The sequence below is a fragment of the Hoeflea sp. TYP-13 genome (genome assembly GCF_040932035.1).
In the GTDB taxonomy this organism is placed as follows: Bacteria; Pseudomonadota; Alphaproteobacteria; order Rhizobiales; family Rhizobiaceae; genus Hoeflea_A.
This window is the reverse complement of record NZ_JBFRBB010000002.1, coordinates 1,447,825-1,467,014: the sequence shown is the minus strand read 5'-3', so window position 1 is coordinate 1,467,014 and position 19,190 is coordinate 1,447,825. Positions and strand designations below refer to the sequence as shown.

General features: G+C 54.1%; 13 protein-coding genes. 6 read left to right on the top strand and 7 right to left on the bottom strand.

What is annotated here, in order from left to right; genetic code table 11:
- Positions 1–9 precede the first annotated feature (9 nt).
- The 4 genes from ABVT35_RS16925 to cysD all read right to left on the bottom strand — a co-directional run bounded on the left by ABVT35_RS16925 (position 10) and on the right by cysD (position 5,304).
- A complete protein-coding gene (locus tag ABVT35_RS16925; RefSeq protein ID WP_368467780.1) occupies positions 10–837 on the bottom strand; it encodes an NAD-dependent epimerase/dehydratase family protein in 828 nt (275 codons plus the stop codon).
- Positions 834–1,976 (bottom strand): DegT/DnrJ/EryC1/StrS family aminotransferase, encoded by a 1,143-nt coding sequence (locus ABVT35_RS16920; protein ID WP_368467778.1) that lies wholly within the window; start codon positions 1,974–1,976, stop codon positions 834–836. Before ABVT35_RS16920 ends, ABVT35_RS16925 begins: the two co-directional genes overlap by 4 nt.
- A 464-nt stretch (positions 1,977–2,440) precedes the next feature.
- Positions 2,441–4,324, bottom strand: coding sequence for a sulfate adenylyltransferase subunit CysN (gene cysN, locus ABVT35_RS16915; protein ID WP_368467776.1), 1,884 nt, complete (start codon positions 4,322–4,324; stop codon positions 2,441–2,443).
- Positions 4,324–5,304, bottom strand: a complete 981-nt coding sequence (gene cysD, locus ABVT35_RS16910; protein ID WP_368467914.1) for a sulfate adenylyltransferase subunit CysD — start codon at positions 5,302–5,304, stop codon at positions 4,324–4,326. The genes cysN and cysD overlap by 1 nt, the downstream gene beginning before the upstream one ends.
- Positions 5,305–6,050: 746 nt before the next feature.
- On the opposite strand from cysD, the gene gmd reads away from it, so the two are divergent.
- On the top strand, positions 6,051–7,136 hold the full coding sequence (gmd, locus tag ABVT35_RS16905; protein ID WP_368467774.1) for a GDP-mannose 4,6-dehydratase: 1,086 nt from the start codon (positions 6,051–6,053) through the stop codon (positions 7,134–7,136).
- Positions 7,137–7,141: 5 nt separating this feature from the next.
- A complete protein-coding gene (locus ABVT35_RS16900) occupies positions 7,142–8,074 on the top strand; it encodes a GDP-L-fucose synthase family protein (protein ID WP_368467772.1) in 933 nt (310 codons plus the stop codon).
- A gap of 59 nt (positions 8,075–8,133) precedes the next feature.
- Here ABVT35_RS16900 and ABVT35_RS16895 read toward each other — a convergent pair whose 3' ends face one another.
- The 3 genes from ABVT35_RS16895 to ABVT35_RS16885 all read right to left on the bottom strand — a co-directional run bounded on the left by ABVT35_RS16895 (position 8,134) and on the right by ABVT35_RS16885 (position 13,213).
- On the bottom strand, positions 8,134–9,549 hold the full coding sequence (locus tag ABVT35_RS16895) for a mannose-1-phosphate guanylyltransferase/mannose-6-phosphate isomerase (protein WP_368467770.1): 1,416 nt from the start codon (positions 9,547–9,549) through the stop codon (positions 8,134–8,136).
- 77 nt (positions 9,550–9,626) lie between these two features.
- Positions 9,627–11,633 (bottom strand): polysaccharide biosynthesis protein, encoded by a 2,007-nt coding sequence (locus ABVT35_RS16890; RefSeq protein ID WP_368467768.1) that lies wholly within the window; start codon positions 11,631–11,633, stop codon positions 9,627–9,629.
- A 377-nt stretch (positions 11,634–12,010) separates the two neighbouring features.
- Complete coding sequence (locus tag ABVT35_RS16885) at positions 12,011–13,213, bottom strand: YeeE/YedE family protein (protein ID WP_368467767.1); 1,203 nt, start codon at positions 13,211–13,213, stop codon at positions 12,011–12,013.
- A gap of 229 nt (positions 13,214–13,442) precedes the next feature.
- Between ABVT35_RS16885 and glpD the strand changes: the two genes are divergently transcribed.
- The 4 genes from glpD to ABVT35_RS16865 all read left to right on the top strand — a co-directional run bounded on the left by glpD (position 13,443) and on the right by ABVT35_RS16865 (position 19,169).
- Positions 13,443–14,966: a glycerol-3-phosphate dehydrogenase gene (gene glpD / locus ABVT35_RS16880; RefSeq protein WP_368467766.1), complete on the top strand. Its 1,524-nt coding sequence runs from the start codon at positions 13,443–13,445 to the stop codon at positions 14,964–14,966.
- A gap of 91 nt (positions 14,967–15,057) precedes the next feature.
- Entirely contained in the window at positions 15,058–16,554 is a 1,497-nt protein-coding gene (gene glpK, locus ABVT35_RS16875) for a glycerol kinase GlpK (protein ID WP_368467765.1), read from the top strand.
- A gap of 321 nt (positions 16,555–16,875) precedes the next feature.
- Positions 16,876–17,517 (top strand): helix-turn-helix domain-containing protein, encoded by a 642-nt coding sequence (locus ABVT35_RS16870; protein ID WP_368467764.1) that lies wholly within the window; start codon positions 16,876–16,878, stop codon positions 17,515–17,517.
- Between the two features lie 47 nt (positions 17,518–17,564).
- On the top strand, positions 17,565–19,169 hold the full coding sequence (locus ABVT35_RS16865) for an ABC transporter substrate-binding protein (protein ID WP_368467762.1): 1,605 nt from the start codon (positions 17,565–17,567) through the stop codon (positions 19,167–19,169).
- The last annotated feature ends 21 nt before the right edge of the window (positions 19,170–19,190 follow it).

The following is a 19,190-nucleotide window of genomic DNA, read 5'->3' as shown; positions in this document are numbered from 1 at the left end:
TTTGCCTAATTATCTGTCTGAAACGATCTGTTCGACATATGCTTTCAGAGCATCACGAAAGCTCGCCCAGCGCAGCGTGTACCCGGACACCTCGGTTGCCTGCATCGTGCGAACGTCAAACGCTGACGCATCTGCTTCAAGTTGAGTGACGCGGATAGGTAGGTCGGTGAGCTCCGATACAAGGCTGAGTATTTCTGAAACGCCAGCGGAGTCCCTGTATCCTAAATTGATTTTAGCGTGGGCTTGACTATCCATAAAACCGTCCTGTGCAGCAAACATCAGGAAGGCACACAACTCTTGAATGTGTATGTAGCTTCGCCGTTTTAATCCCTTGCCATATTGACGAAGAGGTGTGTGTGTGCGAATTGACTTTTCAATTGCATTAAAAAATTTGCCATGCTTTTGCCCAATGCCGAATACATCTGCGATTCGGACAGCAGTGACAGGTATCTTTGAGAGGTTAGAATAGAGAGTTTCGCCAAAGATTTTAGAAGCAGCATAGTAGTCACTGCAGTCAGGTAGTTCGTTAAGCCGGCACCCAATTGCACATGGGTAAATGTTGTTGCTAGATGCGTAAATAATCCTCCGGTGTCGATCATTTGCTATTTCAAGCAATAGGGTGTCTGCCGCCAGATTTGCTAGCAGGGCATCGCGCGTATCGGAAACGGCAGCTGCAAGATGTATGATTACCGAACCTGCTGGGACATGCTCAATGGGAACGTCCCTAAAGTCACCAGAACCGAAAGCCTCGATAAGATGCAGCCCAACGTAGCCGCTGGCACCAGTGATGGTGATACCAAGTTCTTTTGAATGTTTGCATCGTAAGTTCGGTATCATATTTCTTTTCTTACAATCTCAGAGAGCTTTTCGGTTATGTAGTCAACGTCACGTTCAGTAACGCCCATATGCATTGGCAACGACAATATTTCCAAACTCGCTTGCCTTGCGTTCGGGCATGTATTGGCGTTCTGTACAAAGGGGGCATATTCAGTGTTATCACGATAGTGCACGCCAGGATAAATCTCATACTCGTTCAAAGCCATTAGAACCTGGTCGCGTTTGTCTAAGCGTACCTGGAATAAATGGCGCGAGGACTCACATCCACTGAATGTCGGAACGATTTGGATTTTATCCTCCTTTAGTAAGCGTTCCTCGTACCATTTGGCAAGCTGCCGGCGGTAAGCATTGTCTCGATCTAGATGACGTAACGAAACCAACGCAATCGCTGCCATGATCGAATTTCCATGATATTTGAACCCTAACTCCTCAACGTCATACATCCACTTGTACGCGCCCCCGCCCAGAGTTCGTGAATATGTATCTCTGTTGATACCGAGCCAGGTCAGCTTCCGTGCGCGCTCATCGCGCGTCTTGTCACTGAAACAAATCATGCCGGAATCCGCCGTAGCCATGTTCTTCACAGCTTGAAAGCTAAAGATCGTGCAGTCTGCATCAAATCCAACATGCCTACCATTTAGCCGAGTCCCGGCCATATGGGCAGCATCCAATATTAATATGATACCGCGCTCCCTGCATATCTCCGCTACGCGTAGGTAATTTCCTGTATTCCCGCCGATGCCTACAAAAAATACAGCGCGAGTACGCGGAGTTAATTTTTGTTCAAGATCATCCGGGTCTATGCATAGATAATCATCAATATCAGCAAAGACTGGCGTCATGTTACATTGAATAATGGCATGATTGGTAGATACGAATGTCATTGGGGTAGAGATGACTTCATCACCATCCTCCCAATCGAATTCTGTTTTGAACATATGCAGAGCCAGGTGGAGACCTGCAGTGTTTGAGTTTAGAAAGTGAGCATTGGGAAGTCGCGTATAATCCAGCCAAGCGTCTTCGATCTCATTAGTTTTGTAACCGAGGCCCGTCCAACCTTTTTCCAGGCATTCCCGAATACCATCCAAGCATTCCTCAACACGAAAATTGGGCGTAAAAAGCTGAATCGGCTGCCTCATATTCCATTCCACCCATTTAAATACAGCTGCTTTCCCAATTGATGCACTGCCCCTATCCTTTACAATTTCTCAAGGCAAAACTTGCCATAACTTAGCTCTTCGTAATCTGTATTTGAGATCTTGCACTACTATCGCCAGACGGTATTGGCGACATGGTCGTTCTCAAAGATGCCTGATTGCCCAACAACATCAATGGAAAAATCCGTTGTTCAGTCTGCGGGCTATGTTGAAGATAATACGAAAGTCTGGGGTCGGGCGGTTCGTCCTGCTTAGTCTTCTCAATCTTGAATGTGCCGATTCTAGTACCGATTGTATTGAATTTATGTGTTGAAAACTGCCTACATCATATGCGTGAATCAAAATCAAGGTTTCGTCGAGTCCATTGAAGTTGTTTGCAACTGCACTATCCTACAACCCGCAAGCCCAATGCGCTTCTAGCCTGATTGGCGCGGAATTGCAAAGGTTCAGTCATCGATTGTGAAGTTCAAATTTTGTAACAAATCCTCTGTTAGTAGCTTGGAGGAAGCAGTGTCCGTCTCCAGCCGGAATTCTGGGTCCTTTGGCACCTCATACGGACTATCGATCCCGGTGAAATTCGGCAACTCGCCGCGTCTTGCCTTGCGGTAGAGGCCTTTGGGGTCGCGCTCTTCGGCGACCTCGAGCGGCGTGTCGACAAAGATTTCGACGAATTCGCCCTCTTCGAACATTTCGCGGGCCATCTGCCGTTCGGCCCGGAAGGGTGAGATGAAGGCGGTCATGACGATGAGGCCGGCGTCGACCATGAGTTTGGCGACTTCGGCGATGCGGCGGATGTTTTCGACCCGGTCGGCATCGGTGAAGCCGAGGTCGCGGTTAAGGCCGAGTCGCACATTGTCGCCGTCGAGGATATAGGTGCGGAAGCCGCGATTGTGCAGCTTGATTTCAAGCGCATTGGCGATGGTCGATTTGCCGGAGCCGCTGAGGCCGGTGAACCACAGCACCCGGCCGGCGTGGCCGTTTTGTTCAGCGCGGGCCTTCTTGTCGACGGTGACTGCCTGCCGGTGGACATTGTCGGCGCGGCGAAGGGCAAAATCGATCGTGCCGGCTGCAACCGTTTGGTGCGTCTGCCGGTCGATCAGCACAAACGAGCCCATGGGCGGACAATCCGCGAAAGTTTCAAATGCAACAGGCCGGTCGATGGCAAGCTTGACGACGGAAATGTCGTTGAGCTCGAGCGAGCGGCCCATGGCCTCCTCAAACGTATTGATGTTGTAGGTGTGGCGGATTTCCGAGATGGTCGCGTTGACGGTTGCTGCGCCCATTTTCAGCCAGTAGGTGCGCCCGTGATAGCCGCTGTCCTTTGCCATCCAGACAAGCTTCGCTTCGAACTGGTCCGAGGTCTCGCAAGGATCCTTGGCCGCGACGAGAACATCGCCCCGTGAAATATCCACTTCACGGTCGAGGGTCAGGGTCACGGCCTGGTCGGCTTCGGCGTATTGCAGCTCGGATGTTCCAAGGATGATCTTGTCGACTGCGGCGGTTTCGCCCGACGGCAGAATGCGCACCTCGTCGCCGGTTTTGACAGTGCCTGCCACGATCGAGCCGGCATAGCCGCGGAAATCGAGATTTGGCCGGTTGACCCATTGCACCGGCATGCGAAATCCGTGGTTGACCAGCGCCTTTCTGGTGTCGACAGCGCCGAGAAAGCCGAGAAGGGTAGGGCCTTGATACCAGCCTGTGTTGGCGGAGCGGCTGACAACATTGTCGCCGCCGAGCGCCGAGACCGGAATGGGCGTGACGGATTCAAAAGAGAATCTCCCCGATAATTCCTGATATTCGGCCACGATTGCGTCGTATGTCGCCTGGTCGAAATCAACAAGATCCATCTTGTTGACGGCCAGCACCACATGACGAATGCCGAGCAGCGAGGCAATAAAGGAGTGGCGCCGGGTCTGTTCGAGAATTCCCTTGCGCGCATCTACGAGGATTACCGCAACATCGGCGGTCGAGGCGCCGGTCACCATGTTGCGGGTATATTGTTCGTGGCCGGGCGTGTCGGCGACGATGAACTTGCGTTGATCGGTGGCAAAATAGCGATAGGCGACATCGATGGTGATGCCCTGTTCGCGCTCCGCGCTCAAGCCGTCGACCAGCAGCGCGAAGTCGATCTTTTCACCCTGCGTGCCTATTTTTGATGAAGTCTGCTCCAGCTCGGAGAGCTGGTCGTCCAGGATCATCTGTGATTCGTAAAGCATGCGCCCGATCAGGGTGGACTTACCGTCATCAACGCTGCCGCAGGTGATGAAACGGAGTGTTTCAAGGCCGGCCTGCTCGTCAAGATAGGTATCGATCTGCTGCTGGACCGTCATCAGAAATACCCTTCCTGCTTCTTTTGTTCCATCGATGCTGCTGCGTCAGAGTCGATTGCGCGCGCCTGCCGTTCGCTGCTACGCACCTTCAGCAACTCCAGGATGACCGAATCAAGATTATCGGCATCGGATTCGAAGCCGCCGGTCAGCGGATAGCAGCCAAGTGTCCGGAAACGTATCTTTTTGAACTGGATTTCTTCGCCTTCCATCGGTTCCAGGCGGTCGTCGTCAAGCATGATGAGCATTCCGTCGCGCTCAATGAATGGGCGAACCGCGGCAAAATAGAGTGGAACTATTGGGATCTGCTCGCGGTGGATATATTGCCATACGTCGAGTTCGGTCCAATTGGAAATCGGGAAGACGCGGATGCTTTCGCCCTTCCTGATCGCTGTGTTGTAAAGGTTCCACAGTTCCGGGCGCTGGTTCTTGGGGTCCCAGCGGTGGCTGGCGGTGCGGAACGAAAAGATACGCTCCTTTGCGCGGCTTTTTTCTTCGTCGCGCCGTGCTCCGCCAAATGCGACGTCGAATTTTCCTTCATTTAGAGCCTGTTTCAGCCCCTGCGTCTTCATGATGTCGGTATGCACCGAACTGCCGTGGTCGATCGGATTAATGTTTTTTGCGACGCCTTCCGGATTGATGTGCACGATCAGCTTCATGCCGGCATCATCCGCCATGCGATCGCGGAACTGATACATCTCCTGGAACTTCCACCCGGTATCAACGTGCATCAGGGGAAATGGTGGGGGGGAAGGATGGAAGGCCTTCCTGGCAAGGTGCAGCATGACCGAGCTGTCCTTGCCGATCGAATAGAGCATAACCGGATTGTCAGCGGTAGCTGCCACTTCGCGCATGATGTGAATGGCTTCGGCTTCAAGCCGGTCAAGATGAGACAGGTTCTTTGCGGGTTCACGGTGTAATCCGTTCGCGCGATAACCGACCGGTTCCGTGTAAGCGGGATTGTAGGCCGCAAGGGCTGTTATCAGGTCCGAAGAAATTTTCTGATCGGAATTCACCAGCCTGCGAACCCGGCCGCACAGATAGGCATGCGGCCACAAAAGTGTCTTGTCGCCGGTTTCGCCGCATAATGTGTGCAGCGCTGCGATTAGGCTTTTATCGTCTGGCTGTTCGGACTCCAGGAACACCCAGCGTCGGGCGCCGCGTCCGTCATTGGCAGCAAGCAGAGCCTTTCCCGATGGTGTCGTGTGCCGTTGAACAAAAAGCGAGACGGTTCTTTCCCTGCGCGCAATTTGGGCAAGTTGCTCGGCCACCCGTTGCTTGACCGGCCGTCCGCGCTCGTCTGTCACATCGTCCAGCGTAAGTGCTGCAGGCAAGAGGCCCTGAGACAGGACCTGACGTTCTATCGTTCTCTTTGCCGCTGCCGGGCCTTCCTCTTCGAGCAATGCGTGCAACAGTTCAATGGTCCAGGATTGGCAATTGCCGTTTGTGTCCAACCGGTTATTCAGTGCATTGTCGGGAAATGTTTCCATGGTAGAAATTGTCGCAAAATGATAATTTATAAAAATGGATGCCCATTTTCATTAAATCTCTAGAAAAATGCAAATTAAAAATTATTAATCTGATTTTTGCGACACTTGGGTGTTGATTAGGAGAACGAAGTTTGGAGCCATTGTCCATAGTGGGGATTTGACTTTCAATTGTCGGCACAGATTGCTAGGTACAGCGGGCCATTGCAGGGGCTGGATATCAGAAAACAGGAAGGGATTGAGTGAGTAAAGTCGCATTAATCACCGGAATAACAGGACAGGACGGTGCTTATCTGGCCGAGTTCCTGTTGGGTAAAGGCTACACGGTCCACGGCATCAAGCGCCGCGCTTCACTGTTTAATACGGACCGCATCGATCATCTCTACGAGGATCCGCATGTCGAGAATCCCCGGCTCATTTTGCATTATGGCGACCTGACCGATTCGTCCAGCCTGACGCGGACGATCCAGCAGGTGCAGCCGGATGAAATCTATAACCTGGCGGCGCAGTCGCACGTGGCGGTCTCGTTCGAGGAGCCGGAGTATACGGCGAATTCCGACGCCCTTGGAGCGCTGCGCATTCTGGAAGCGGTTCGGATCCTTGGGCTTGAGAGCAAAACCCGATTTTATCAGGCGTCGACCTCGGAGCTTTACGGTCTCGTGCAGGAGACGCCGCAATCAGAAACCACGCCGTTTTATCCGCGCTCGCCTTACGCGGTCGCGAAGCTCTACGCATACTGGATCACCATCAATTATCGCGAAGCCTACGGCATGTATGCCTGTAACGGCATCCTGTTCAATCATGAAAGTCCGCTGCGCGGTGAAACCTTCGTCACCCGTAAAATCACCAGGGCATTGGCGCGCATCAAACTTGGGCTTCAGGACTGCCTTCACCTCGGTAACCTTGATGCAAAACGCGACTGGGGGCACGCCAGGGATTATGTTGAAATGATGTGGCTGATGCTTCAGCAGGAGGCGCCAGAGGACTTCGTCATAGCCACAGGCGAACAATACAGCGTGCGCGATTTTGTTGACGCAGCAGCCGGCGAAGTTGGAATTCAGATCCGATGGGAGGGCAAGGGCGTTGACGAAAAGGGATACAATGCCGAAGGACAGTGCATTGTCGCTGTCGATCCCCGCTATTTCCGCCCGGCCGAGGTTGAGACCCTTCTAGGGGATGCTACAAAAGCAAAAGAAAAACTCGGCTGGACACCCGGTACAGGATTTGCGCAGCTGGTTGCCGAGATGATGCGCGACGACCTGAAATCGGCGCAACGTGACGATCTCGTTAAAAGCCACGGATATTCTGCTTACGACTACCACGAGTAAATTTCATGGAAAACGGTGCGAAGATCTTTGTTGCCGGCCACAAAGGTATGGTTGGGTCGGCCATCGTAAGAAGGCTGCAATCGGTTGGATACTCAAACCTGTTGCTGCGTTCGCGTTCCGAGCTTGATCTTGCCAATCAGGCAGACGTCTTCGAATTTCTACGCGTTGAAAAACCAGATTACATCTTTCTGGCTGCGGCCAAGGTCGGCGGTATCCACGCCAATAATACCGCGCGCGGCGAGTTCATTTATCAGAACCTCGCGATGGAGACCAACATCATTCACGGTGCGTATTTGGCCGGTACCAGCCGGCTGTTGTTTCTCGGTTCGAGCTGTATCTATCCGCGCGATTGCCCGCAGCCGATCAAGGAAGACTATCTGCTGACCGGTCCGCTTGAAATCACCAACGAGCCCTATGCGATAGCCAAGATTGCCGGCATAAAAATGTGCGAAAGCTACAATGCTCAGTTCGGCACGAAATATGTCAGCGCAATGCCGACAAATCTTTACGGCCTAAACGACAACTATGATCTGAACAACAGCCATGTGCTGCCCGCCTTGATCCGGAAGGCGCATGAAGCCAAGGAGCGCGGCGACAAGGAACTCGTTGTGTGGGGATCAGGCAATCCGATGCGCGAGTTTCTGTATGTCGACGATGTGGCTGATGCCTGTGTCTTCCTGATGGAATCCGGAGTTGAGACCGGTCTCTTCAATGTCGGAACAGGCATCGACATTACCATCCGTGAGCTTGCGGAAACGGTCATGAAGGTCGTTGGCTTTAAGGGCGAAATCGCGTTCGATGCCTCCAAACCCGACGGAACGCCGCGCAAACTTATGGATGTCGGTCGTATGCGGGACCTTGGATGGGTTGCGCAAACCGGTCTTGAGGACGGGATTGCGAGATCCTACAGAGATTTTCTTCAAAATGTCGCAGCCTGATCACCGTTTGCTATTTGCCAGGTGATCCGCCACTTAAGTAGACGCGACACGGCCGCCGGTCAGGAACGCCCGTAAATATCTTCGTAGCGGACAATGTCGTCTTCACCGAGATAGGATCCGGTCTGGACCTCAATCAGGGTCATCGGTTCCGAACCGCGGTTTTCCATGCGATGAACATTGCCACATTCAATATAAGTGGATTCGTTGGATTTGAGGACGATCTCATCATCGCCATTGACGACATGTGCGACACCCTGCACCACGGTCCAGTGCTCTGAACGGTGTTTGTGTGACTGCAGGCTCAGGCAGCCGCCCGGTTTGACCTCGATGCGCTTGACCTTGTAGCCGGCACCTTCATCCAGGATCGTGTAGGAGCCCCATGGCCGATGTCCCGTGGGAAAGCTGGCGTGTGCCTCGTGGCCATCGCCGCTGAGTTTTTCAAACAGCTTTTTGACGTCTTGCGATTTATTTTTGCTGACGACCAGCGTCGCATCACGGGTATCAACCACCGCCAGGTCCTCAACGCCCACAAGACTCACCAGCCGGCCCTCTGAGCTGACAAAGCAGTTTTTGGTATCGACCAGCGCCGTGTCGCCTATTGCGGTATTGCCTTCACTGTCCGCGGCGTAGCTCTCCGAGAGTGAAGACCAGGTGCCAACGTCGCTCCAACCGATGTCGGCACGGACGACTGACAGGTTTGAGACCTTTTCCATCACGGCATAGTCGATTGAAATCTTTGGAGCTCTCAAAAAGGCTTCTTCGTCAAGTTCGGTTTCCAGGTGGCGGGAATCGAGTGTTTGCTGCTTTCCCTTTTTAATCGCCTCTTCACTTGCCTGCAGAATTTCCGGGCAGTGGATATTCATCGCATCCAGCATCACGCCCGCCTTGAAGCAGAACATTCCCGAATTCCAAAGAAAGTTTCCGGATTCGACGTAGTGACGTGCCGTATCCAGATCAGGCTTTTCCACAAAACGTACAGCCTGATCGCCATCAACTTCGATATAGCCATATCCCGTTTCCGGACGGTCCGGTTCGATGCCGAATGTAACGATCTGTCCGTTTTCGGCCCTGCTGGCCGCATTGGTTACCGCATCTTGAAATGCAGAGATGTCCCGAATCAAATGATCGGCGGCCAGGAACAGGACGACGGCGTCCGGACCAAATTGCCTGGCGACAAAGTTTGTCGCAGCGGCTGTCGCCGCAGCGGTATCACGGGCAACGGGCTCCAAAAGCAGGTGATTGGTAATGCCGGAATCTTTGCTGTTGGCATATTCCGCGACAGTCTTGAATGACGACTCGCGCGCGGTGATTGTTACGATATCGGAAATTCCGTCGAGCGAGGCTGCCCTGTTGTACGTGTTAAGCAGCAGGCTTTTGCCATTTTCGACCGGAAGAAACGGTTTTGGGTGCGTTTGACGCGAAGCCGGCCAGAGGCGGGAACCGACGCCGCCGCTAACTATAACAGGAACAATCATGGCTACCCCCGCATGGTGCCGAAAGGAACTCTACCAGGGCAAAATGGCAATCCAGGTCTATTTGCCGAAGCGTTTATTCAAGATCCCTTTTGCCGCAAAGCTCTTTCTTCTTCAAGGCTCAAAACCTGTGCGGATTGAAGGTCCCCAATTGAACCTTGAACATCAGGATCGGGCCGGTAGCCCTCAACGGCGGCCTGCAGGGTCAGGCGAAGCCGGTCTGAATCCTCATTGTCGATATCATTTTGAAGCCGTGGCAACAAATCATCGACCGGCGAGGCAAGCGCTCCGTTTTTTTCTTCAGCGCGGAGGATTTTCGGATGCTCGGTTCCAACAACGCTATCTGTTATCAGCAGTTCCTCATACAGCTTTTCTGCCGGACGCAATCCGATAATTTCCAGTTCTATGTCGCCATCGGGGTATTCCTCGCTGCGGACGGTTTTTCCGCTCAACTGGATCATCAGCATTGCCAGGTCCTTGATCCTGACCGGGTCACCCATGTCCAACACAAAGACCTCACCCCCCTTGGCCATCGACCCGGCCTGAACCACCAGTTGAGCTGCCTCCTGAATGGTCATGAAATAGCGGGTTACTTCTTCGTGGGTGACAGTAACCGGACCGCCTGCGGCTATCTGTTCGGTGAAGAGATTGATGACGGAGCCTGAGGAGCCGAGTACATTTCCAAAGCGCACAATTGCAAAAACGGTTTTGTCAGCAGTTTGTTGAATGTCCTGTACGACCCGTTCAGCCAGACGCTTGGATGCCCCCATAATATTGGACGGGCGCACTGCCTTGTCTGTCGATATCAAGATGAACCGTTCGACGCCGCATGCAACGGCTTCCTGCGCAACTGAGCATGTCCCAAAGATGTTGTTTACGACCCCCTGGGACGGATTTGCCTCAACGATCGGTACATGTTTGTAGGCGGCGGCATGGTAAACAATGTCCACATCATGGCGTGTCAGCAAGGTGTGTACACGCTTGCGGTCTCGCACATCACCGAGCGTATAGATGATCTCAATGGGTGAGGCTTGAACCAACTGTTTTTGCAGGCTCTTTTCAATATTGTAGAGTGCAAGTTCACTGATTTCCAAAAGCACAAGCTTCTTCGGTCTGGCTTTCAGAATTTGCCGGCACAGCTCGGAACCGATTGAACCACCGGCCCCAGTAACCAAAATGGTTTTTCCGTCTATTGCCTCATCAAACAGTTTCGCAATCGGACTAACGGTGTTGCGGCCAAGCAAATCCTCAATGCGAATTTCTTTCAGTTGCTGAACATGGGCCTTGCCGCGAAGAATTTCACTCAGTGGCGGAATTGTCTGCAGGTCAAGTTTGTATGGTGCAAGCCGGGCAACGATACTGCGCCTTTGAGTTGGCGTAGCGTTGGCCATGGCAAACAGAACGCGGGAAATGGCGAATTTTTGTTGGAGTTTGCTGATTTTGTCGGGGCCGTAGACGCGGCAACCGCGGATCATACTTCCTTTCAGCCGGGGATCATCATCCAGAAAACCGACGACGCGCTGGTGATTGCCACTTTGAATTGCCGCTGCAAGCTGCGTTCCAGCAGAACCGGCTCCATAGATCAGCACATTTTCACGAAAACTGAGTCCGGCCTCTATGTGGTGATAGTAGGCTCGGGCAAGGACCCGTGACAGACCGATCGATATGAAGACGAGCAATCCATAAATTGGCGGCACCGACCTGGGAATATTGAACCCGCTATCCATATGAGAGGCAGCAGCGACAAACATCATCATGATCGCAGCGCCGCTGGCGATTATACCGATCATCCTGCTTTCCATTGCCCTGATGAGGACGTTATAGAGGCCCAGAAACCAGTAGGAGGTGACGCCGACAATCGGCAAAACCAAGAGCAGCCAGGTCAGATTGTTGCGGTCGGGGAAATCCATGCTGCCGAAGCGCAAGGCCAGGGCAACAAGAAGGCACCCGACGAGGCATGCGCCATCGGAGAGCATGAAGATTGCTCTTTTTTGATGACGTCCCATTTCCAGCATTGTCTGATGGATCGATCGCGCCAGTCTTTTGAGTCCAAGCGGATCAGCGGATTGCTGATCGGAATTAAGCATTTTGTACCTTTGCCGCCGCCCTGCGTCAGTATAAAATTAAGTGTCCGGTCACTGAAGCGAAATTCAACTCCGAAAAATGTATTAAGATATGAATTCGCCCTGCAACCATAAGAAGTTGTACGGGAGCAATGTCAACTCTTAATCTCTCAGAGGATTCAACAAATATTTTTAGGGGAGCCAAGGCAATCTTTGGGAGAGTTGTGGTGTGTGAATTGACTGGGTTTGACCAAAGCCGCTGTTGAGGTGGTATCATGTTGAAGTGACACCATATTTCAAATTTGCCTGTAATTAGCCGGTGGAGACCGCTGAAGACAACGCGACCCCTCATGCCTGTTTTCCGGCTGAAAATTTATTTCAAGTGTGTTGCAAATTGATCATCATTTCGATTGCGCCTGCGAGGTTCGAAGCATCAGCATCCCACCCAGCCAGCTTCCCATGAAGCCGAACACCAGCCATCCCCAGCCGTGCAGGCTGCCTGAAATGACGCCCCCGAGATAGGCGCCGATATTGCAACCGTAAGCCAGCCTTGCCCCATAGCCCATCAGCAGCCCACCGCATATCGCAATCAGCAAATCCCTGACGGGGAGCCGGAAAGTCGGCGCAAACCGACCGGCGACCGAGGCGGCTGCAAAGGCACCTATTATGATGCCGAAATTCATCAGGGATGTGCTGTCGGAGAATATGGATTGATTAAGCCAGGCAAGACGATTCTGCCAATAGGGCCAGGTCTCAAAGGACACGCCACCCGCTTGGGCTATTTTTGCTCCCCAAAGCATGAAAGCAGATGTGATTCCCCACGGTCTTGATAGAACCAGCAGCGTAGCGATGCTCACAATTGCCAGCGCAACGCACCCCCAGGATTTCGGCCAGGGGCCGCGAATCAAATTGACGCGGTCAGGTCTATCTTCAAGTTCACCGTGGTGTCTGAGTTCTCTTTGCCGGCTGAACAGATAAAGCCCGCCCAGCACCAGTGCCGTAATCGCATAGGCCGGTGCGGCTCCGTAGGCGTCAACCAAAGAAAATGACGGCAGCGCGGGCAAGGACCACCAATAGGGCAGGTGCGCGGTTGCGATGACGGAACCGGCGATGAAACCCCCAAGCGTCGCCAACATGCGGGTGTTGCCGCCGCCTGCGGTAAACAGCGTTCCGGACGCGCAACTGCCGCCAAGCTGCATACCGATGCCGAACATAAAGGCGCCAAGCGCGGCAGCGTATCCGAATGGTGCGACCGAACCATTGACTGGCCTGCCGAAGACGCCTCCTGCCGCTATCAGCGGAAAGGTCACGGCGCACGTAATGAGGATCAGCATGATCTGGGCGCGCAGGCCGGACCCGCGCTGCTCAAAGACAAACCGGCGCCAGGCGGAAGTGAAGCCAAATGATGCATGGTAGAGCGCAACACCGGCAAACACGCCGATGGCGGCGGCCAACAACAGCTTTGTTGAGCCGGCCCCAAATGCCATAAAGAGCAGGATGAAGCCGGCTGTCGTCGCGATCAGCAGCCCGCCGCGTTGCGCGGGTCTTGGTGGTTCAGGCGCGCGGTTGTCCATCGTCCGGTTTCGGTTGGTCTTGGCGGTCACTATGCCTCTCCAGTGTGCATTAACATTGGCGAGCCAATTGTCTCAAATCACGCGAATACACTTTTATGACACCGGTGGCACATGACCAGTGCGTTCTGAATGGCTTCAAATGCTGTATCAGCGTTTTCACAGTCCTTTCATTTGACTTTCGAAATTGTTCATATTATTTCGGATTTAGGGAGAAATTTTATAGGGGAGGAATGACGTCTTACGGCCGTTTGGGGCATCCATGAGCGATAACGAACTTTATGATCTATTTGTCATTGGTGGCGGCATCAATGGCTGCGGAATTGCCCGCGATGCGGCAGGCAGGGGATTTTCAGTCTGTCTGGCCGAAATGAATGATCTTGCCAGCGGCACATCGTCAAATTCGACAAAGCTGATCCATGGCGGACTGCGCTATCTGGAGCATTACGAGTTCAGGCTGGTGCGTGAAGCGCTCATGGAACGTGAGGTTCTGTGGAAAATTGCCCCGCACATCATATGGCCAATGCGATTTGTACTGCCGCACCACAAGGGCCTGCGTCCGGCCTGGCTGTTGAGACTTGGTCTGTTTCTCTATGACCACCTCGGTGGGCGCAAGCTGCTGCCCACCACAAAAGTCCTGAATATGAAATCCGACCCGGCCGGCGAGCCGCTAAAACCGGTTTTTGACAGTGCATTCGAATACTCTGATTGTTGGGTCAATGATGCACGGCTTGTCGCTCTGAATGCGCAGGATGCTGCTGAGCGTGGTGCAGAAATCAAAACGCGCGCCAAAGTCACGCGGGTGCTCAGAGCCGACGGCATCTGGCATATAGAACTGGAAGACTTGGGGAGCGGCAATACCAGCACGGTCAAGGCACGTGTGTTAATTAACGCGGCCGGGCCCTGGGTCGATGAGGTTTTAAGATCTGCAACGGGCAGGGCAGAGATCCGGAATGTCAGGCTGGTTCAGGGCAGCCACATCGTCATTCGCAAGAAATTTCCCGATCCAAGGGCCTTTATTTTTCAGAACCAGGATGAGCGCATCATATTTGCCATCCCCTATGAGCGTGACTTTACTCTGATAGGAACGACGGATCATGACTATCGGGGGGATCCTGGAAACGCGGATATCACCGAAGATGAAATCGGCTATCTTTGCGACGCGGCGTCGGAATATTTTGCGGAACCGGTCGCCAGAGATGATGTTGTGTGGACCTATAGCGGCGTGCGACCGCTCTATGACGACGGAGCATCGGCGGCTCAGGAAGCTACACGCGACTATGTTCTGGTGGGCGAGGGAACTGAAAAAGAAGGTCTGCTGATCAATATCTTTGGCGGCAAGATAACGACCTATAGGAGACTTTCCGAGGCGGTGGTGGAAAAAGTCGAAGACCGGCTGGGAAAAAGGGGCGCCGCATGGACCGCGAATTCGCCACTACCTGGCGGTGATTTTGCCGCAACGGAATTTGATGAGCTGTTGGTGCGGTTGAAAGACCGGTATCCGTTTCTTGCCGGGGAGCACGCTTACCGGCTTTTGCGTCTCTACGGTACCAATGCCGATAAAATACTCCGATCGGCACGCGAAAACAGCGAACTGGGCAAGTGTTTTGGCAGCGATCTCTACGCCGCGGAAGTCGATTATCTGGTGGAGAACGAGTGGGCTGTCACAGCTGACGATATTCTGTGGCGGCGTACCAAGCGCGGTTTGCATTTGTCCAAATCCCAGGCTGCGGATCTTGCGGCCTATCTTGATACTTCCAAAACGAGCAGATTAAAGGCAGGCTGACCGCGGCCGGCAAGCCTGTCGGCACGGAGGCCGTATGCCCGACGGGTATTGCAAAGCCCGGCGAAGCGGAGAACTGGTGAGGAGAATACAAATGGGCAAGTATGTTCTGGCTATCGACCAGGGAACCACCTCCAGCCGGGCAATCATATTCGGCGAAGACCAATCCGTCGTCGGTGTCGGCCAGAAAGAGTTCACCCAGCACTTTCCGCAATCCGGATGGGTAGAGCATGATCCTGAGGAAATCTGGGAGACCGTGGAGTGGTCCATCGGTCAGGCGCTTGAAAAGGCAGGACTGACTGCGGCCGATATAGCCTCGATCGGAATCACCAACCAGCGCGAAACGGTGGTTGTCTGGGACCGGCAAAGCGGCAAGGCAATATTCAATGCGATCGTGTGGCAGGACAGGCGGACTGCTGACCTGTGCACCCATCTGAAGGCCGATGGGCTCGAGCCGGTATTTACACAAAAAACAGGTTTGCTTCTTGATCCCTATTTTTCCGGCACAAAACTCAAATGGCTGCTCGACAATGTCGACGGTGCGCGCCAGAAGGCCGAGCGTGGTGAGCTGTGCTTCGGGACGATCGACAGCTTCCTTATCTGGCGGCTGACGGAAGGCGCACGTCATGTTACCGACGCAACGAACGCGTCGCGAACCCTCATGTACAACATTGCGGAAAACTGCTGGGATGAGGATCTTCTCACTCTTTTGCAGATCCCGGTATCGATGCTTCCGCAAGTGTGCGATAGCGCCGATGATTTTGGCGTGGTTTCGAAAGGCCACACGCTTACCGGATTGCCCATATTGGGGGTCGCCGGCGACCAGCAGGCGGCAACCATCGGCAATGCCTGTTTCGAGGCCGGGATGATGAAAGTCACCTACGGCACCGGCTGTTTTTCGCTGCTTAATACGGGCAATGAACTGGTTCATTCGAAAAACCGCCTGCTTTCCACAATTGCCTACAGGCTCAATGGTGTAACAACCTATGCCTTGGAGGGTTCGATCTTCGTGGCCGGCGCCGGTGTGCAGTGGCTGCGCGACGGGCTTGGGATTATTGATTCAGCTGAACAGAGCGGTGAATTGGCGGCATCCGCTGATCCCGGGCAACGGGTGTATCTCGTACCGGCGTTTGTCGGGTTGGGCGCGCCTTACTGGGATACTGATGCGCGCGGTGCGATCTTTGGGCTCAGCCGGAGCTCCGGACCGGCGGAATTTGCCAAAGCCACTCTCGACGCTGTCTGCTACCAGACACATGACCTGTTGATAGCCAAACGCGGGGACTGGCAGGGAAGCAAGGCCGAGACCGTGTTGCGTGTCGATGGCGGCATGGTTGCCTCTGACTGGACCATGCAACGCCTTGCAGATATTTTGGGCGCACCGGTCGACAGGCCGAAGATACTCGAGACAACGGCTCTCGGCGCTGCATGGCTTGCCGGTCATCACGCCGGCGTCTGGCCCGATCTCGAAACCTTTGCCGGCAATTGGGCGCGCGATCGCCGGTTTGAGCCGAATATCGACGTGGCAACACGCAGTGCTGATCTCGCGGGCTGGAAAGACGCGGTTCGCAGGACATTGACCCAGCCTGGCTGACACTTTCCCGCACGCTGAGTCCTGTTAGCGAACGGGCGGCTTTCGCATTTGAATTCGATTTTACGATTGAAATTTTGCGAACGACAACATCGTTTCGGCAGCTGGATATACGAATTCCATCTGCTGCATTAAAATATTAAAGTGCCTTTTCGCGCTTGGCGCCCGTCAATAATAATTCAATACGGACAAATGTTTGCATGCTGACATTAAACAGGCATGTGAATATCTTAAAGCGCCTCAATTTTAGTCTTACTAAAAAAGCCTTGACTCCCATACCGTTGCGAGTCATCGTTTTAGTAATACTAAAAGTGGGAGGCTGGATTGAGCCGGCAGGAGACAGCGAAATCCAAGGACACAGAGGATCACGGGCAACTGGCTACCCGCTTGCGGGAACGCCGCCGGGAGCTCGGACTGACCCTGAAAGCGGTCGCGGATGCAGCCGGGCTTTCCGTTGGATTCATTTCCCAGATCGAGCGTGGCATCACCGTTCCATCGCTGTCGTCACTCGTCTCGGTCTCGCGCGTTCTGGACGTCAATGTCGGAGACTTCCTGACGCGGCAACCGCAACCTGACGAGGACGAGATTCAGACCCGGCAGTCGGAACGTCCGGTATTTGCCGTTAGCGAAAGCTCACTCACCTATGAGCGGGTCTCATCGTCCTTTCCCGGACATATATTGCGCAGTGTGATCATTCACGAGCCGCCCGGGTACCGCAGCGAACCGATCGCGCATGAGGGCGAAGAAATGATGTTCGTGCTTGAAGGCACAATCACCGTCGAAATCGATGGAGAGCGAACGATTCTGGAGACGGGCGACTCCGTTCATTTCCCGTCGACCCGTGTGCACTCGGGCTGGAACCACACTGACAAGCCGGCCACCATCCTGTGGACCGGCACTATGGACGTCTTTTGTGAAGAACCTTCAACGCCATTCCACAAGGGCAAAAAACAGAAGGCGGATTGACCGTCCGAAACAACATTCGAAATCAGACTTTGCAGGGAGGAACCAAAATGAATGTCATCACAAAAACAGCAGCAGCTGCGCTTCTCAGCGTCAGCACGCTTGCGCTCATGCCCGCGGGCCCGGCGCATGCCGAAACTGTGCTGCGGCTGGATGAAGTCGCCGTCGGCGAACTCGATCCGGCCAAGGCTTCGGACTATGCGGACTCGATCCTGATGTTCAACGTCTACGACACGCTGGTCATGCCGGCGCAGGGGGCGCCGGGTCTCGTTCCGCATCTTGCCGAAAGCTGGTCGGCAGACGGCAACAATCACACCTTCAAATTGCGCAAGGACGTCAAGTTCCAGAGCGGCAATCCGCTGACGGCGGAAGACGTCGTATTCTCGCTGGACCGGATGAAGGCGCTCGGTGCGGGCCTCTCATATCTCTTTGCCAATGTGGAAAAGGCTGAGGCTGTTGACGAAAACACCGTCACGTTTGTTCTGAAAGAACCTTATGCACCGTTCGTTGCTTCCATGCTGCGTCTTCCGATCGTCGACAAAAAACTCGTCATGGAAAATCTCGGCGATGGCGACGGCGAGATGAAAGACTGGGGACAGGCGTTCCTGTCTGCCAACGGTGCCGGTTCAGGCGCCTACAAGGTAACGGCACACAATCCGCAACAGGAAACGGTCATGGCAAAGAGCGCCGACTATTTCCTCGGTGTTCCGGATGCCGCACCCGATACGGTGCGTCTGCGCTATGGTCTCGAGCCGGCAACGGTCCGCACCCTGATTGCGCAGGGCGAGCATGATATTTCTTCGCAGTGGCTGCCGCCGGAAGTTCTGAAGGCGCTTGCCCAGGACGGTGCCCAGTTGCTGACGGAGTCCGGCACGGGTGGCTTCTACGTCAAAATGAACACCACCAAGCCGCCGCTGGACGATCCGGAATGCCGTCTGGCGCTTGCCAAGGCGTTCGATTACTCAGCCGCTATCAAGATGATTGCCGTGACTGATGAAGTGTCGCAAGGAAGCCCGGCGACCGGGGCGATTCCGGTTGGTATGCTTGGCGCGAACCCGCCCTCGGATGAGCTTTCCCGCAATCTGGATGCGGCAAAGCAACACCTGAATGCCTGCCGCTACAATCCCGGCGACCAGAATATCGAGATCTCGTGGATTGCCGAAGTGCCACTGGAAGAGCGGTTTGCTCTTTTGATGCAGGCCAATTTCGCCGAACTTGGCATCAAGTCCGAAATAAAGAAGTTGCCCTGGGCGCTGTTTGCGGAACAGGTCTCGAAGGCCGAGAACACGCCGCACATCTCGCAGCTCTTTGTCAATGCGGTGACGGGCGATCCCGACACGCTGCTTTACGGCATGTATGATTCAAAGGCGGCCGGCACCTGGCAGTCGCCCGAACATCTCAATGATGCCGATGTCGACAAGCTCCTTGAAGAAGGGCGGGTCAACACGGACGAAGCAGCCCGGGCAAAAGCCTATCATGAGCTCAACAACCGGCTGATGGCGATTGCTCCTTCCATCTATGGCTACGACCGCCAGTCGGTCTTTGCCGCCAGCAACCGGGTCAAGGTTCCGGCGCTTTCCGATCCGTCGAAAGCCTTCGGCCTGGACGGAATGGGCTTCACCTTCCGCCTGATGGAAATGCAGGACAGCAACTAGCCCTGCGTATCGGGCCGGTTG

What these genes read in the sequence shown, in the direction of transcription:
- ABVT35_RS16925 (WP_368467780.1), bottom strand. Translation starts at nt 837, where the DNA reads ATGATACCGAACTTACGATGCAAACATTCAAAAGAACTTGGTATCACC.
- ABVT35_RS16920 (WP_368467778.1), bottom strand. Translation starts at nt 1,976, where the DNA reads ATGAGGCAGCCGATTCAGCTTTTTACGCCCAATTTTCGTGTTGAGGAA.
- cysN (WP_368467776.1), bottom strand. Translation starts at nt 4,324, where the DNA reads ATGACGGTCCAGCAGCAGATCGATACCTATCTTGACGAGCAGGCCGGC.
- ABVT35_RS16900 (WP_368467772.1), top strand. Translation starts at nt 7,142, where the DNA reads ATGGAAAACGGTGCGAAGATCTTTGTTGCCGGCCACAAAGGTATGGTT.
- ABVT35_RS16895 (WP_368467770.1), bottom strand. Translation starts at nt 9,549, where the DNA reads ATGATTGTTCCTGTTATAGTTAGCGGCGGCGTCGGTTCCCGCCTCTGG.
- ABVT35_RS16890 (WP_368467768.1), bottom strand. Translation starts at nt 11,633, where the DNA reads ATGCTTAATTCCGATCAGCAATCCGCTGATCCGCTTGGACTCAAAAGA.
- glpD (WP_368467766.1), top strand. Translation starts at nt 13,443, where the DNA reads ATGAGCGATAACGAACTTTATGATCTATTTGTCATTGGTGGCGGCATC.
- glpK (WP_368467765.1), top strand. Translation starts at nt 15,058, where the DNA reads ATGGGCAAGTATGTTCTGGCTATCGACCAGGGAACCACCTCCAGCCGG.
- ABVT35_RS16865 (WP_368467762.1), top strand. Translation starts at nt 17,565, where the DNA reads ATGAATGTCATCACAAAAACAGCAGCAGCTGCGCTTCTCAGCGTCAGC.